Genomic DNA, 15,861 nt, shown 5'->3' on the forward strand with positions numbered 1-15,861 from the left:
GACTGGTGGCGTGGACACCGAGACGAAGCCCCCGACCGCGGCGGCCTACCGCAATCTGGCGATGGCCACCATCGGCTTCACGCTCACCTTCTGGGCGTGGGACCTGATCGCTCCGATCGCCGGCTGGTACGGCGACCGGCTCGACCTCAGCTCCTTCCAGCAGTCGCTGCTCGTGGCGGTGCCCGTCCTGGTCGGCTCGGTCGGCCGCATCCCGGCGGGCGCCCTGACCGACAGGTACGGCGCGAAGCTGATGTTCCCGGTCGTCTCGGCGCTGACGATCATCCCCGTGCTCCTCCTGATCGTCGCCAAGGACAGCTACGCCCTGATGCTGGTCGTCGGCTTCCTCCTCGGCCTCGGCGGCACGACGTTCGCCATCGGCATCCCGCTGGTCAACTCCTGGTTCCCGCCGGCCAAACGCGGTCTCGCGCTCGGCGTGTTCGGCATGGGCATGGGCGGTGTGGCACTCTCCGGCTACTTCACGCCCCGGATCGCCAAGCACGGCGAGAACCTCCCCTTCATCGTGGTGGCGATCGCGCTCGCCGTGTACGCGGTGCTGGCCGCCGTCCTCATCACCGACCGGCCCGACCGGCCCGTGCCCACGGCCTCCCTCGCGACCCGGCTGGCCTCGGCGGGGCGGCTGCGGGTGACGTGGGAGCTGTCGGCGCTGTACGCGATCGGCTTCGGCGGCATCGTCGCCTTCGGCGTCTACCTGCCGACGTACCTGAAGACCTGGTACGAACTCGACCCGACGGACGCGGGCACCAAGGCCGCCGGTTTCGCCCTGGTCACCGTCGTTTTCCGGCCGATCGGCGGCTGGCTCTCGGACCGGGTCCACCCGGCGGTCGTGACGTCCGCCGCGCTCGGCGTGGTCGCCCTCTTCGCGATCGTCCAGGCCTTCGACCCGAAACTGAACCCGGGCGGCACGATCGCCCTGCTGGTCATGGCCGCCGGTCTCGGCACGGCGAGCGGCTCCGTCTTCGCCCTGGTCTCCCAGGTCACCCCGCAGGCCAAGGTCGGCAGCGTCACCGGCATCGTCGGTGCGATGGGCGGCCTCGGCGGTTTCGTGCCGCCGCTGGTGATGGGCGCGATCTACAGCGCCAAGGGCTCGTACTCGATCGGCTTCATGCTCCTCTCCGACCTGGCGCTCGCGGGCTGTGTGTACGCGTACGGGCGGATGCGCGGGATCCGGCCGGACGGGGACGCGGAGGAGCCCGAGCCGACGAAGATCACAGCCCGCCGGACCTGACGGGCGGGCAGAATTCTCCCGGCAACCCTCGACCTCGACAGACCCGAGGAGTACGACCGGTGAGTGCGCTCTTCCCCGCCCTGGCGGTCCCGTCCGACCGGCCCGCGCTGCGCTGCGGCGCGGACACGCTGACGTACGTCGAACTGGCCCGCGCCGCAGGTTCCCTGGCGGTACGGATCGGGGGCGCGGACCGGGTCGCCGTCTGGGCCACGCCGAGCGCGCACACGGCGGTCGCCGTCGTGGCCGCGCTGCTCGCGGGCGTGCCCGCCGTACCCCTCAATCCGCGTACGGGCGAGCGCGAGCTGGCGCACATCCTGGGCGACAGCACGCCCGGGGCGGTGCTCGCGGGTCCGGAGGACGTCCTGCCCGCCGGACTCGCGGGACTCCCCCGGATCGACGTGGAGCTCACCCCGACCACCGGGCCGTCCCTGGCCGAACCGGACGACGCCGAGTCCCCCGCGCTCATCGTCTACACCTCCGGCACCACCGGTCCCCCGAAGGGCGTCGTGCTCTCCCGGCGGGCGGTCGCCGCCTCCCTCGACGCGCTGGCCGAGGCCTGGGCGTGGACGGCGGACGACGTCCTCGTGCACGCGCTGCCGCTGTTCCACGTCCACGGGCTGATCCTCGGGATCCTGGGCCCCCTGCGGCGGGGCGGCGAGGTCCGGCACCTGGGCGCGTTCTCGGTGGAGGGCGTGGAGCGGGAGCTGGGCGCGGGCGGCACGATGCTGTTCGGCGTACCGACGATGTACCACCGGATCGCGGACGCGCTCGGCGGGGACGCCGGCCTCGTGAAGGCGCTGGCGGGGGCGCGGCTCCTCGTCTCGGGTTCGGCCGCGTTGCCGGTCCACGACCACGAGCGGATCACGGCGGCGACGGGCCGGACGGTCGTCGAGCGGTACGGCATGACCGAGACGCTCATGAACACCAGCGTGCGGCCGGGCGGCGAGCCCCGGCCGGGGACGGTCGGGACGCCGCTCGCGGACGTCGGCCTGCGCCTGGTGGACGAGGACGGCTCCGTCCTGAGCCCGCTCGACGGGGAGACCGTCGGCGAGGTGCAGGTCCGCGGCCCGAACCTCTTCTCCGGCTATCTGAACCGGCCGGACGCGACGGCGGCGGCCTTCGACGGCGACTGGTTCCGCACCGGCGACATGGCGGTCCGCGAGGCGGACGGCGCGGTGCGTCTGGTGGGCCGCAAGGCGACCGACCTCATCAAGAGCGGCGGCTACAAGATCGGGGCGGGCGAGATCGAGAACGCGCTCCTCGACCACCCCGGCATCAGGGAGGCCGCCGTCACCGGAGAGCCGGACCCGGACCTCGGCGAGCGGATCGTGGCCTGGGTGGTGGCGGAGGACGCCTCGGCGCCGCCGGCGGAGGCGGAGCTCGTCGACCACGTGGCGGGGCTGCTCGCCCCGCACAAGCGGCCCCGGGTCGTGCGCTATCTCGACGCGCTCCCCCGCAACGACATGGGCAAGATCCTCAAGAAGGCGCTCCCCGCGGCTCGTTGAACAGGCGTGAGGCCGGGCCCCCGGCTCACCGGGGCCCGGCCTCACGCGTCGAGGGGTGGCGCTCGCGGGTGTCCGGCGGATCACGGCCGGACACCCACGCGCGTCACTTCACGCCGAGCGCGCGGATTACTTCACGCCGAGCGCGCGGATCAGCTCCTGCGTGACCGTGCCGCCCTGGTCGTCGCTCGCGCCCGCCCGCAGCGAGACGGAGGCCGCCCCGGACGGGATCCGCAGCTCACCGCTCCAGGAGGCGCCGCGCCACGAGGGCTTGAGGGCGACCTTCGTCCAGGTCTTGCCCTCGTCGTAGGAGACGTCCAGGGTGCCGCCGGTGATCGTGCCGGTGCCGGCCGCGCCCTTCACGTACTCCGCGAAGGTCCGTACGGGCAGCTTGGAGCCGGCCCGGACGTCGCCGTCGAGGTCGGTGTCCACGTCGAAGCCGAGGTTGAGCATCGGCAGGTAGGTGGCCTTGTCGGCCGGGGTCTCGGCCGAGCGGAACGTCCACTCGGAGCGGCCCTTGGTCGCGAGCCGCCAGCGGGCCGGGTCGAGCGCGGTGTCGGTGACGACCTTGTAGGTCGCCTCCTGCGCCGGGGCGTCCCAGGCGTAGGCGCCGGAGCTCATCTTCCGGTCGACGCGGACGCCGTCGACGTACACCTCGGTGAACTGGGTCATCGAGTCGTCGCCCCACACGTTGCCGAAGCCGGTGTGGTCGGTGCCCGAGTCGCCCCAGCCGGGGGTGTTGAAGCGCAGGTCGTTGCCGGACCGCTGCTGGCCCCAGCCGAGGCCGGTGCCGAGCCACGGGTGCCAGACGGGGCCGAACCAGTCGAGGTCGACGCGGCTGCCGCCCTTGTACGACGGGGTGCCGCCGCGCTCCTCCAGGGAATCGCCGAGGTCGACGGACTCGTGCCAGCGCTGGCCGGTGCCGGTGGAGACGTACTCGGTGCGCTCGGTCGGGAAGGAGATCCACTCCTTGAAGCCGAAGCCGACCGGGAAGGTGTCGGTGATCGAGTAGCGGAACTCGCCGCCCAGTTCCTTGCGCTTGGTCGGCGCGTAGAAGGTGGAGCTGATGGTGGCCAGTTCGTCCTCGTCGGGACGGAAGACCAGGTCCTTGCCGATGGCCCCGGGGTGCCCCTCGGAGAGGTCGTACGTGAACGGGGTGAAGCGGGTGCCGGTCAGCTCGACGCGCTTGCCGCGGGCCGCGCCGGCGGCGAGCCGCTGGGCGTCGGCGGTGTTGACGGTGGCGACGGCGAGCGGCCGGTCCTCGTAGTCGGCGGTGCCGAACCACTTCATCAGGCGGCCGGGCTGGTCGTCGGTGACGAACAGGGCCTTGGCGCCCGCGTCCTGGGCGGTCTGTGCGAGCTCCGTCGGGTCGGCGCCGGCGGTCAGCCGGACGAGGACGGCCTTGCCGGTGACGTTCTTGCCGGTGTACTCGGCGGGGGTGCCGGTGCCCGCGTCGACGAGGCCGAGGCGGTGGCCGCCCTCCAGGAGCGTGCCGCCGGCCTGCGGGGTGGCGCCGGAGAGACGGGTGCCGTCGACGCTCGCCTCAAGGAGCGGCTTGCCGAGGCGCCAGACGGTCCGGTACTCGAAGGTGCCGGTGGCGGGCTTGGCGGTGGGCGCCGCGAAGATCGAGTCGTACATCGGCGGGACCTGGACGGCGCCGCCGTAGGAGGCGCCGTTCGCCTCGCGGTCGAACTCCATGAGGAGCTGCCGGGTCTCGGTGCGCTTCTCGACCTCGGCGCGGATCTCGCGCAGCTGCCGCCCGTCGAGGGTGATCTCGCGGTCGCGGTCGAGGGTGATCTCCGGCGCGGTGAGGAAGCCGAGGCCGAGGGAGTCCTTGCCATGGGAGCCGCGCACGTCGAGGAAGGTGTCGACGGTGTACGTGCCGGGCTTGAGGCGCAGTTCGAGGGTGCCGGACTCGCCGACCGCGGCCGGGAAGGGGTCCACGTCCTTCGTGAGCTGCTGGACGCCCAGGTGCGCGGCGGTGGGGGCGCCGTCGCGGTCCTTGACGTGGACGGTGAGGGTGTAGCGCTCCTCCTCCTTCACGAGGCCGAGCGCGGTGTGCGCGACGGGCGCGCCGCCCGCGGTGGCGGTGATCCGGCCGGAGGACTGGCCGACGGGGGCCTTGGTGCCGTCGCCCGTGACGGTGGTGCTCGCGGAGCCGTGGGCGGGGACGGTGAGGGTGGTGTCGGCGAGGGCGGCGACCCCGGCCGGCATGCCCTCGACGGCGAGGTTCAGCTCGACGGGGGCGTCGGAGGCGTTGGTGTACGTGACGGTCCTGGTGACCGGCTCGCTCTCCTCGTACGGCCAGGAGACGAAGCCGAGGTCGGCGGAGCCGGTGGCGGTGACGTTCGCGGAGATCGCCGCGGCCACGTCGACGCGGCCGGCGCCGAGGGCGTAGGCGGAGGCGTCGAGCGTCTTCGACGAGGACATCAGGGCGTTCTTGAGCTGCGCGCCGGTCCAGTCGGGGTGCTTCTCGGCGAGCAGCGCGGCGACGCCCGCGATGTGCGGGGTCGCCATCGACGTACCGCTCATGGAGGTGTAGAGGCCGCTGCCGGCGACGAGCTGGGAGCGGGCGGCGAGGATGTCCACGCCGGGCGCCGACAGGTCGGGCTTGAGGGCCTGGTCGCCGTAGCGGGGGCCCTGGCTCGTGAAGTAGGCGGCCTCGTCGGCGGAGTCGACGGCGCCGACGGTGAGCGCGGAGTCGGCGGCGCCGGGCGAGCCGATGGAGCCGGGGTAGCCGGAGTTTCCGGCGGCGATGACGAAGAGGGCGCCGGTCTCGGCGGTGAGGGTGTTGACGGCCTGGGCCATCGGGTCGGTGCCGTCGCTGGGTTCGCGGGAGCCGAGGCTCATCGACACGACCTTCGCGTCGATGTCCTTGGCGGCCCACTCCATGCCGGCGATGATCTGCGACTCGCTGCCGGAGCCCTCGTCGCTGAGGACCTTGCCGACGGCGAGGGTGGCGCCGGGGGCGACGCCCTTCTCCTTGCCGTCGGAGCCCGCGCCGCTGCCGCCGACGGTGGAGGCGACGTGCGTGCCGTGGCCGTTGCGGTCGGCGACCTCCTGGCCCTCGATGAAGGACCTCGTCTCGGCGACCCGGCCGCCGAGGTCGGGGTGGGCGAGGTCGGCGCCGGTGTCGAGGACGGCGACCTTGACGCCCTTGCCGGTGAGCCCGGCCTCCCAGGCCTTCGGGGTGCCGATCTGGGCGTTGGACTCGGCCATGGCGGCCTCGACCCTGCCGTCGAGCCAGACCTTGGCGGGGGCGGCGGCGCGGGCGTTCGGGGTCGTCGCGGCCTGCTGGGCGGTGAAGCCCTGCCAGAAGGCGGCCGGGTCGGTGGCCGTGACGGCGGCGCCGCCGATGCTGGGCAGCGGGCGGACGGTCTCGGCGCCGCGCGGGGTGGAGGCGGCTGCCCGGGCGCCCTTGGCTCCGTACGTGACGATCAGCGGCAGTTCGCCGGTGACGCCCTGTTCGACGAGGCCGGTGACGTCGAAGAGGCGCGGGTCGAGCGCGCCGGAGGCCAGGTAGGGGCGGGCCTCGTCGGGGATGACGGTGACCCGGCCGTTCGCGATCTGGCTGCGTATCGCGCCGGTGGCGCCCTTGGCCCGGTCGACGGTGACGGTCTGCTTGCCGCCGCCGAGGTCGGTGAGGGTGACGCGGTCTCCGGTGACGAGGGTGACGGTGCTGCTCGTCGCGGACGCCTTGAAGGTGTCCGGCACTGCGGAGGCGGTGTTCCCGGCGGCGGCGGTCTGCCCGGCCGAGAGCATCACGAGGGAGACACCGGCGGCGAGCAGCCCGGCCCTCCCTCTGGCGAAGGGGGTGATCCTCGACGTCATCGACGAAACTCCTCGCGGACCCGGGGTCGGGGGTGTTTTCCGGGTGCCGCGAGGAGTCTTGGCCTGTGGGGCGGGAGTTGACCCCGTTCACTGCTGGCGGTTATGTGCCGTGGCGGCCAACCGCCAGGTCAGGACGGTGGCTTCGGGGTGAAACCCGCCCGGAGCCTCACGGAGTGGGGTCGAGTGCGTCGTACCGGCGGAAACGGCGCCCGTAGAGGGCCAGGAGGCCGACGGCGAGGACACAGGCGATCCCGCCGCCCGTGATGGCGACGGCCGGGGAGGTCAGGTCGGCCACGGAGCCCGCGAGGAAGTCGCCGAGCCGGGGCCCGCCGGCGACGACCACGATGAAGACGCCCTGGAGCCGACCGCGCATCTCGTCGGGCGCGGCGACCTGCATCATCGTGTTCCGGAAGATCATCGAGACGGTGTCGGAGTAGCCGGCGAGGGCGAGCAGGAGCAGCCCCAGCCAGAGGTTCCGGGTCAGCCCGAAGACGGCGATGGCCGTGCCCCAGCAGGCGACGGCGATGAGGATCGCCTGCCCGTGGTGGCGGATGCGGCCCTGCCAGCCGGACAGGACGCCGCCGAGGAGCGCCCCGAACGCGGGCGCCGCGACGAGGAGTCCGGCGGTCTTCGCGTCCCCGCCGTACCAGAGGACGGCGACGGCCGGGAACAGCGCGCGGGGGTGGGCGAGGATCATCGCGCAGAAGTCGGAGAAGAACGTCATGCGCAGGTTGGGGCGGGTGGCGAGGAAGCGCAGCCCGTCGAGGACGGACGCCCGCTTGCTCCCCTTCCGGTCCGGGAGCATCGACGGCAGCCGCCACATCGCGTAGAGGCTCGCGGAGAAGGCGAGGGCGTCGACGAGGTACGCCGTCTGGTAGCCGGCGACGCCGACGATCAGGCCGCCGAGGCTCGGCCCGACGAGCGTGCCGAAGGTCATGACCATCGAGTTGAGCGCGTTGGCGGCGCGCAGCTGCTCGGGCGGCAGGAGCCGGGGAATCATCGAGGTGCGGGCGGGCGAGTTGAGCGCGGCGCACACGGACTGGAGCGCGACGATCCCGTACAGGAACCAGACGCGGTGGAAGCCGGCGAACGCGGCGCCCGCGAGGGCGATCGACAGGACGGCGGAGCCGAGGGCGCTGGCGAGGCCGAGCTTGCGGCGGTCGACGGTGTCGGCGACGGCGCCGCCGTACAGCCCGAAGACGACGAGCGGGACGAGGGAGAACAGCCCGACGAGCCCGACGGAGAAGGGCGAGCGGGTGATCTCGTACACCTGGAGGGAGACGGCGAGGGCGGTCATGCCCTGGCCGACCCAGGAGACGGTGCTCCCGAACCAGAGGCGACGGTAGTCGGCGGAGGTCCGCAGCGGGGTGAGGTCGGCGAAGACCCGGCGGCGGGTGGTTTCGTCCTGTGGCTTCTCGGTGGTGGTCACGCGACGTCGTACCGCAGCTCGGGGCGGGCCCAGTGGATCCGTCCGGCGGGCGGGAGGACGCCGGTCCTGACGGCGCCGGTGCGCAGGTAGAACTCTTCGGCGGGCGGGTGCGCGACGACCCGCACGGCGGCGAGTCCGGCGGCCCTGGCCTGCGCGGTCATGTGCTCCATGAGCAGCCGGCCGATGCCGAGGCCCTGGGCGGAGTCGGCGACGAAGGCGAGGTCGAGCTCGGCCTCGCCGAGGAGGAGGGCGTAGAAGCCGAGCACGCGGTCGTTCTCGTCGACGGCGACGAAGACGGGGTGGTGCTCGATGTACGCCCCGCCGACCTGGTACCCCTCGACCATGGCGGCGTAGTCGCCCCGATAGGCGGCGGAGGTCCGGACGAGCCGGGTGAGCCGCTTGGAGTCGTCGGCGGTGGCGCGCCGGATGGTGATGTCGGGCATGGGGCGAGTATAGGGACGTAGGCGGTTGTTACTCCTTACAGTTTGGTGAACGTGCGGGCGGGGGGCTGCCTCGGCGCGCGTGACGCTCCCCGCTTGCCCGTCGCTCCCCCGCTCGCGTGTCGTTCCCCCGCTTCCGTGGTGTCCTCAGCCTCCGTGGGCCGCCTCGCTCACGGCGGTGGCGTGCGGGAGGCTCCCGCCGTGGGCGAAGGCCGTGGCGAAGGCGGCTTCGCCGGCCGCCCACGAGAGCCTCGGCGCGGCGCTCTCCCTGACCGACGAGCGCCTGATCGCCCAGGCCCGGGAGGCGTTCACCACGGCCCTGCACTCGACCTCGGCGCTAGCGCGGCCTTCGCCCTGGTGACGGCGGTCGCGGTCCTCGCCCTCCTGCGGGGCGTCCCCCGCACATGAGTTCCCCCGCAGCAGCACATGACGGGCCCGGCCGGTCGGCATCAGCCGCTCGGCCGGGCCCGTTCAGCGCGCCCCCGCCGCAGCCGCGCCCCGCGCGAACTCGCCTTCCTCCGCACGCTGTTCGAGCTCCGCGAGGGCCGCATGCCAGGCCTCGGGCAGCCGGTCGGCGGCGGCGAGGGCGGTGTCGGTCGTGAACGTGACGTGGAGGCGGCGGCGGTGCGTGACCCAGGCGACGAAGAGCGGCTGCCCCGGGACCATGACGGGCAGGGCGTACACCCCGGAGGCGGGGACGCCGTCGAAGCCGAGGGGCCGCCGGATCCGCAGGTCGGCGACGCCGACCGGGGTGTACCGGGCGTCGATGCTGCGGGTGAGCGCCAACCTGCCGACCCGGTAAGGGAGTCGGCGCAGGATCACGCGGTGGGCATCGGCCAGCCGGGCGAGCCGGGTGTAGTCGAGCGCCCGCCCGACGCGGTCGAGCCGTCGGCGGGGGTCGGGGTCGCCGCAGGGCAGGTCGATCCCGGCGACGGCGACGCGGTTGCCGAGGAGCGGCAGGGGGTCGTCGGGGTCGCGGACGCCGATCGCGAGGTTCGTGCGCAGATCGTGGCCGTGTCCGGGGCGGCCCGGCTTCCAGGCGTCCGGGTGCCAGGCGCGCAGCGCCTCGGTCGTCAGCGCCAGGCAGAGCTGCGGGACGGTGGCCCCGGTGAGGCGGCCGAGTGCGTGGAGCCGGGCCGTGTCGACGTCGGCGACGGTCGTGGCGTAGGCCTGGGAGGGCGGGGCGTCGAGGGCCGGCCACCAGGTGACGCGGCGCGGGGGCCGGAGTTCGGGCAGGACGGCGGCCCAGGGCACGGGCCGGGGCGGCCGGAAGGAGAGGGCACGCGGGCGCGGAGCCTCCTCGGGGCCGAGGAGGCGCTCCAGCGTCGCGACGGCGGCGGCGCCGTCCTGGAAGGCGTGGTGGGCGCGGTAGCAGAGCCCGTATCCGCCGCCGACCCGGTGGACGAGCCAGAGCCCCCACAAGGGCCGGTCGCGCGGGAGGGGTTGCCGCAGGAGCTCGGCGAGGACCGCCGCCGGGTCGGTGGAGCCGGGTAGCTCGTACAGGTGACGCTCGGGGTCGAAGCGGGGGTCGGGCTCCCAGTGCGGCCGCCCGGTGCGCCCGGCCAACCGGTGGGCGAGCTCGGGGATGCGGGCGATGCGCGCCCTCAGGTGCTCCAACAGCCGACCCCTGGAGGGTGGTTCGCCCTCCAGGGTGACGAGCCCGCCGAGGTGGAGCGCGGAGTCCGTGGCGTGGAGCGCCGCCACGTCGAGGGAGAGCCGGTCGAGCACCGAGAGCGGAACGGCCCCGGGAGGCCGGGGAGATGACCGGAGAGACGATCCGGCGGAGGGCCGGACGGTGGAGAGCACAGGATCTGAAGATCGCACGGACCGCTACGATACGTCATCATGCAATCGCAATGCGTGACGGATGGCATGCACCCCGACGTCCCCGATGTCCCGAAGCTCCCCGATTTCCTCGACGACGCCGCCGTGGCGGCCTGGTCGGCCTCCGGCGCGCCGCTCGTCGACCTCCTGCGCCAGGCCCACACGCCGGGCCGGCTCACCGGCTTCCGCCGTGGCGGCCGGGCGGCGGTCCTCGTCACGGACCCCCGGCACGTCCACCAGGTCCTCGGCGTGGGCGGCGACCGGTACGTGAAGCGGTCTCACCGGGCGAGACCCCTCATCGGCGACGGGATGCTGACCGCCACGGGCGAGGCCTGGCGGTCCCAACGACGCCTCCTCCAGGCGATGTTCACCGGCCGGGGCATCCAGCGCTGGGAGCACCACATCGCCGCGGCGGCCGACCGCGTCGTCGGCCGCTGGGCGGAGCGGGCCCGCCGGGGCGAGCCGACGGACATCGCCGAGGACGTCCAGTTCTTCACCGTCGACACCATCTGGCGCTCGCTGACCGACCGTCCCCTGGACCAGGAGACGTACGTCGACCTGGCGGCCGTACAGGACATCGTCGCGGCGCTCCCCGCCGACGTGGGCGGCGGCGCGGCGCTCCCGCCCGAGGTGGAGACCGCGCTCGCCGCGCTCGACGAGCGGATGCACCGGGCCATCGCGGAGGCCCGAGGCCGCCGCACGGCCGACGGCGCACCCGACGGCGACGCTCCCGGGGATGGTGCTCCCGGCGGTGGCGCTCCCGGGGATGGCACTCCCCGGGATGGCGCTTCCGGCGGTGGCGCTTCCGGCAGTGGACCGAGCGTCCTCGACCGGCTCCTCGGCGCGGCCGAGACCGATCCCGCGTACACGGACCGGCTGATCCGCGACGAGCTCGTCACGCTGCTCGTCGCCGGCTACGAGAGCAGCGCCCGCACCCTGACCTGGGCCTTCGTCCTGCTGGACCGGCACCCCGAGGTCATGGAGCGGGCGGCGGGCGACGCGCGGGCCGTCGAGGCGGTGCTCTCCGAGACCCTGCGGCTCTACCCCACGGGCTGGCTGCTCCCGCGCCAGGCCGTGGCCGACGAGACGCTCGACGGCCTGCGGATCCCCGCCGGCACGGACCTCCTCGTCTGCCCCTACCTCACCCATCGCGACCCGGAGGTGTGGCCCGATCCCGAGGCCTTCGTGCCGGAGCGCTTCCCCGTCCGGACACCGCTGCCGCCGGGCGCGTACCTCCCCTTCGGCATCGGCCCGCGCGCCTGCCTGGGCACGCGCTTCGCGATGCGGGAGATGGAGGTGCTGCTCGGCGGGCTCCTCGCCCGGTTCACCGTCGAGACGACCGAGCCGGTGGGCGAGCCGGTGTTCGGCATCAACCTGCGCCCGGCCGGTCCGCTGTACGCGCGCGTCCGCGAGCGGACGTGAACGCGCAGCCCCACGAGCGGGTCGACTATGTCGATCCCGGCGACCGGGTGGTCGCGCAGGGCGGGCGGGCGACCGGAACCCCGTCCGGTCTGCTGCGCCGGTACGCGGCGACCGTCTGCACCGACCACGCCGGCCGCGTCCTGCTGTACCGGCGGACCGCCACGGCGCCCGCCTATCCGGACCACTACGACGTGCTCGTGGGCGGCGCGGTGCGGGCCGGCGAGGAGTACCGCGCGGCGGCGCTGCGGGAGCTCCGGGAGGAGCTCGGCTGGGCGGCCGCGCCCGGTCTCGCCGAGGCGTACCGGATCCGCGTCGACGATCCCCACGGCGACTGCTTCCTGACCGTCCACCGCTGGGTGGCGGACCGGGCACCACGGCCCGACCCGGCGGAGATCGCCTGGTGCGGCTTCGTCACGCCGCTGTCGATCCTGACCGGCGGATACACCCCGCTGGTCCCGGCAGGCGCGGAGGCCGTCCGCCGCCTCTTCCCCCTCTGACCGGCACCTCTCCCGTACGACCCCGACGAAGGACCCCACCATGTCGACGTCCTGTGCGCTGCCCTTACGCGGCGTCTCCCTGGCCGTCCCGGGCGCGCTGCCCGGCTCGGTTCCGCCCACGGACCCCGGCCGTCCCGGCCTCGACCGGGCCCGGGCCCGGCTGGCCACCCGGCTGGTCGCGGCGGCCGGTCCCGACGGCCTGCTCCGCGCCCCGTGCGACGGCCGGATCCTGGAGTCCGCCCTGGCCCTGCGGCTGCTGACGGTGACGGGCGTGGACCCGGACGCCCAGGAGCGGCTGACCCGCTATCTGAAGATCACACTCGACGAGGGCGACCCCGACCCCGTGCAGGAGGCCGCGGCGCGGGCGGCGCTCGGCGAGTACGTGGACGGGCGGGCCGCGCTGAACCGCCTGCTCGGCGGCTTCGACCACTTCACCGCCGGGCGCAAGCGGCTGATGTTCCGGACGGTCCTGGCCGAGCTCGGCGCGCACCCCTTCCCCGAACTCGCCTCGGGCGAGCCGGACTTCGAGGCACGCGGCCAACAGCGGTGGCTGGTCACGGAGATGGCCGCCCTGAAGACCCTGTACGCCTTCGGCACCGGCGTCCCGCACCTCGTCACCGAGGACGACTGGCGGGCCCTCGCACCCTGCTCGCTCCCCGGCCCGCCCCCGTACGGCAACCATCTCGCCCGGATCCTGGCCCTGTTGGCGCTCCGGCACCGGCCCGGGTACGCGGCGGCCGTCCGCGCGCGGGCGCGGGAGCTGCGGACCTGGCTGCGCGCGGACGGCGGGCTGCCCTTCATCACCGGGATGGACGTCTTCGCGACGGCGACCGGCGGGCTCGCGCTCGCCGGGGCGGGCGTCCCGGCGCACACGCTGCGGGCCCTGGCCGCCGCGCTGGCCGAGCGGCAGAACCCGGACGGGGGCTGGGGGTTCGACCGGGGCGTCGGGCAGAGCGACGTCGACGACACCGCGTACTGCGTGGAGTTCCTGCGGGCCTCGGCACCGGAGCTCAGCGGCCCCGCGGTGGCGGCGGGCGAGCGGTACCTCCTCGACCGGCAGGGCGGCGACGGCGGCTTCCCGACCTTCGAGCACGGCACCGCCTCCGAGGTGGCGATAACGGCGGCCGCCGTGAACGCCCTCGCTCCCGAGCCCGGCCACCGGCCGGCGGTGGAGGCCGCGGTCCGGTTCGTCGTGGCGCGGCAGGAGGACGCCGGGGCGTTCGAGCGGAGCTGGAGCCTGAACGAGAGCAACGCCCTGTTCCGTTCCGTCCTCGCGTACGACTCCTTCCGCGCCGTCGCCCCGCCCGGTCACGCCCTGGAGGCCGGGGTCGCGCGGGCGCGGGCGCGGGCCGTCGACCGGCTCGTCGGGACGCAGAACGCCGACGGCGGCTGGGGGCACGTACCGGCCGACCCGAGCGACCCGATCTCCACCGCGTACGCGCTGATCGCCGTCTGCCGGGGGCGGGACGGGCCGTCCGTGCCGTGCGGGCCGAGCGCCCGGGGGGCGGCGGAGCGCGCGGTGCGCCACCTCCTGGAGCGGCAGCGGGCGGACGGTGGCTTCGTCTCCCGCCCCGACCAGGCGGGCCCGCGGCCCCTCGCGTACCACGTACCGCTCCTGACGGACATCTGTGTCCTGCTCGGCCTCAACCACGCGCGCGCCCCGCACCCCCTCTGAAACACCCGACCCCTTGAGGAACGTCATGACCTTCGACGAACTGAAGAACCTGCTCGTCTCGCTCGGCCTCGACCCGGCGGAGATCACGCCCGAGTCGACCCGCGAGGAGGCCGGTCTCGACTCGCTGCTGCTCACCGAGCTCGCGCTCGTCCTGCGCAAGGAGCGGGGCATCCCGGTGCCGGAGGAGGAGCTGTACGCGGCGCCGACCGTCGCCGCGATCGAGGGCCTGGTCGCGCGGTACGCGGCGGTGGCCTGATGCCCGGGGGCCGCCCGGCCCGCCCGGGCGCGGCCGTCACCGGCGTGGGGCTCTTCACGCCGGCGGGCGCGGACCGTGCGACGACCTGGGAGACGGTGCGTGTGGGGAAGCCCACGGCGGGCCTGGAGGAGCTGGACGGCATCCGCTACCTGGCGTGCCGGGCGCCCGAGCTGCCGGACGGGCCCGGCGGGCTCGGCAGGGCGGCGGTGGCCCGGCGGCCGGACCGGAGCGCCGCGCTCGCGCTGGTCGCGGCGCGCGAGGCGCTCGCCGACGCCGGTCTGGACGCCGGGACCTGGGACGGGATGCGGGTCGGGGTGGTCGCGGGGACGGGGGCGGGCGGCACCCTCACGTACGAGCGGCAGCTCGCGGTGGTCCGGGAGGACGGGCCCGGGGACATGTCCCCGTTCGCCGTGCCCGGCGCCCTGCCGAACGCGGTCGCGGCGCAGCTGGCGGTGGAGTTCGGCATCCGCGGCCCGTCGATGGCGGTGACCACGGCGTGCGCCTCGGGCGCCACGGCGATCGGGGTGGCGCTCGACCTGCTGGCGCTCGGCCGCTGCGACGTCGTCCTCGCGGGCGGCTCCGACGCCTCGCTGAGCTCCTTCTACATCGCCGGTTTCGACCGGCTCCGGGCGTTGTCCCACCGCTTCCACGACCCGTCGGGCGGGCTGCGGCCCTTCGACGTGGACCGGGACGGGTTCGTGATGGCGGAGGGGGCCGGCTTCCTGGTCCTGGAGCGGCCGGCCGACGCGGCGGCGCGCGGGGCCCGTACGCGGGCGCTGATCGGGGGGTACGGGGCGACGTCGGACGCGCATCACGTGGTGGCGCCCCGGCCCGATGGCTCCGGGCTCGCCGCGGCGGTCCGGGAGGCGCTCGCGGAGGCGGGCGCGGCGCCGGGCGACGTCGACCTGGTGAACGCGCACGGGACGGGGACGCCGCGCGGTGACGCCGTGGAGGCGGCGGTCCTCGCGCGGCTGCTGCCGCACGGGCCGCCGGTGACCTCGACGAAGGGGGTGACCGGGCACCTGCTGGGTGCGGCGGGCGCGGTGGAGGCGGCGCTCACGGTGCTCTCGGTCGCGGAGGACACGGTGCCGCCGACCGCGAACTTCACCGAGCCGGGCGAGGGCGTCGACCTCGACGTGCCGACGGTCGCCAGGTCGTCCCGGGTCCGGCTGGCCGTCTCCACGTCGGTGGGCTTCGGCGGGCACAACGCGGCCCTGGTGATCACCGCGCCGTAGGGCGGGTCAGGTGCAGGAGGAGAGGGCGTCCGGGTCGACGGCGTCGAGCCGGACGGCCAGCGCGTCGAGCCGTTCCCGCAGGTCGCGGATGTCCTCCAGCGAGAGGCCGGTCGCGGCGGCGATCCGGCGCGGCACGCCGAGCGCCTTCTCCTTGAGCGCGGTCCCGTCGCCGGTCGGCCGTACGGTCACGGACCGCTCGTCCTCGGGGCTGCGCCGCCGCTCGACGTATCCGGCCGCTTCGAGCCGCTTGAGCAGCGGCGACAGGGTCCCGGAGTCGAGCCGCAGCCGCTCGCCGATCCCCTTCACGGGCAGCTCGCCGTGCTCCCAGAGGACGAGCATGACGAGGTACTGGGGATAGGTGATCCCGAGCTCCTTGAGGGCCTCGCGGTAGACGCCGTTGAAGGCGCGGGTCGCCGCGTGCAGCGAGAAGCAGATCTGGTGGTCGAGCCGGAGGAAATCCTCGTCCGGGACCGTGTCGAGCGTCTCCATGGCTCCAGGGTACGC

At 74.7% G+C, this 15,861-nt stretch carries 13 protein-coding genes; 8 read left to right on the plus strand and 5 right to left on the minus strand.

The genetic code is table 11. The features are described from left to right. Positions 1-61: 61 nt before the first annotated feature. Together ASC82_RS01095 and ASC82_RS01100 are read left to right on the plus strand one after the other, a co-directional pair. Complete coding sequence (locus ASC82_RS01095) at positions 62-1,246, plus strand: NarK/NasA family nitrate transporter (RefSeq protein WP_056641389.1); 1,185 nt, start codon at positions 62-64, stop codon at positions 1,244-1,246. A gap of 59 nt (positions 1,247-1,305) precedes the next feature. Further along, positions 1,306-2,751, plus strand: a complete 1,446-nt coding sequence (locus ASC82_RS01100) for an acyl-CoA synthetase (RefSeq protein WP_056640090.1) — start codon at positions 1,306-1,308, stop codon at positions 2,749-2,751. 126 nt (positions 2,752-2,877) lie between these two features. On the opposite strand, the gene ASC82_RS01105 is transcribed toward ASC82_RS01100, so the two are convergent. The 3 genes from ASC82_RS01105 to ASC82_RS01115 form a co-directional block, all read right to left on the minus strand. Continuing rightward, positions 2,878-6,579: a S8 family serine peptidase gene (locus ASC82_RS01105; protein ID WP_056640093.1), complete on the minus strand. Its 3,702-nt coding sequence runs from the start codon at positions 6,577-6,579 to the stop codon at positions 2,878-2,880. A gap of 166 nt (positions 6,580-6,745) precedes the next feature. Continuing rightward, positions 6,746-8,008 carry an MFS transporter gene (locus tag ASC82_RS01110; protein WP_056640096.1) on the minus strand — a complete coding sequence of 421 codons (1,263 nt, stop codon included), beginning with the start codon at positions 8,006-8,008 and terminating at the stop codon, positions 6,746-6,748. Then, positions 8,005-8,451 (minus strand): GNAT family N-acetyltransferase, encoded by a 447-nt coding sequence (locus ASC82_RS01115; RefSeq protein WP_056640099.1) that lies wholly within the window; start codon positions 8,449-8,451, stop codon positions 8,005-8,007. Before ASC82_RS01115 ends, ASC82_RS01110 begins: the two co-directional genes overlap by 4 nt. A gap of 211 nt (positions 8,452-8,662) precedes the next feature. Here ASC82_RS01115 and ASC82_RS29810 point away from each other — a divergent pair, with 211 nt between their 5' ends. Continuing rightward, positions 8,663-8,809: a hypothetical protein gene (locus ASC82_RS29810; protein WP_199862447.1), complete on the plus strand. Its 147-nt coding sequence runs from the start codon at positions 8,663-8,665 to the stop codon at positions 8,807-8,809. Between the two features lie 110 nt (positions 8,810-8,919). Here ASC82_RS29810 and ASC82_RS01125 read toward each other — a convergent pair whose 3' ends face one another. Next, positions 8,920-10,176 (minus strand): wax ester/triacylglycerol synthase domain-containing protein, encoded by a 1,257-nt coding sequence (locus tag ASC82_RS01125; protein ID WP_056640105.1) that lies wholly within the window; start codon positions 10,174-10,176, stop codon positions 8,920-8,922. Between the two features lie 132 nt (positions 10,177-10,308). Here ASC82_RS01125 and ASC82_RS01130 point away from each other — a divergent pair, with 132 nt between their 5' ends. From ASC82_RS01130 to ASC82_RS01150, 5 genes are read left to right on the plus strand one after another with little or no spacing between them, the layout of a single operon-like run. Then, on the plus strand, positions 10,309-11,694 hold the full coding sequence (locus ASC82_RS01130) for a cytochrome P450 (protein WP_242427507.1): 1,386 nt from the start codon (positions 10,309-10,311) through the stop codon (positions 11,692-11,694). Continuing rightward, positions 11,691-12,191 carry an NUDIX domain-containing protein gene (locus ASC82_RS01135; RefSeq protein ID WP_056640111.1) on the plus strand — a complete coding sequence of 167 codons (501 nt, stop codon included), beginning with the start codon at positions 11,691-11,693 and terminating at the stop codon, positions 12,189-12,191. The genes ASC82_RS01130 and ASC82_RS01135 overlap by 4 nt, the downstream gene beginning before the upstream one ends. A gap of 40 nt (positions 12,192-12,231) precedes the next feature. After that, positions 12,232-13,866 (plus strand): prenyltransferase/squalene oxidase repeat-containing protein, encoded by a 1,635-nt coding sequence (locus tag ASC82_RS01140; protein ID WP_107105789.1) that lies wholly within the window; start codon positions 12,232-12,234, stop codon positions 13,864-13,866. A gap of 25 nt (positions 13,867-13,891) precedes the next feature. Further along, entirely contained in the window at positions 13,892-14,122 is a 231-nt protein-coding gene (locus tag ASC82_RS01145) for an acyl carrier protein (protein WP_024758253.1), read from the plus strand. Further along, positions 14,122-15,357, plus strand: a complete 1,236-nt coding sequence (locus ASC82_RS01150; RefSeq protein ID WP_056640114.1) for a beta-ketoacyl-[acyl-carrier-protein] synthase family protein — start codon at positions 14,122-14,124, stop codon at positions 15,355-15,357. The genes ASC82_RS01145 and ASC82_RS01150 overlap by 1 nt, the downstream gene beginning before the upstream one ends. 6 nt (positions 15,358-15,363) lie before the next feature. Here the strand turns inward: ASC82_RS01150 and ASC82_RS01155 are convergent, their stop codons facing one another. Then, positions 15,364-15,846: a MarR family transcriptional regulator gene (locus tag ASC82_RS01155; protein ID WP_056640118.1), complete on the minus strand. Its 483-nt coding sequence runs from the start codon at positions 15,844-15,846 to the stop codon at positions 15,364-15,366. Positions 15,847-15,861 lie beyond the last annotated feature (15 nt).

Origin of the sequence: Streptomyces sp. Root431, from assembly GCF_001426585.1 — a bacterium.
GTDB classification, from domain to species: Bacteria; Actinomycetota; Actinomycetes; order Streptomycetales; family Streptomycetaceae; genus Streptomyces; species Streptomyces stackebrandtii.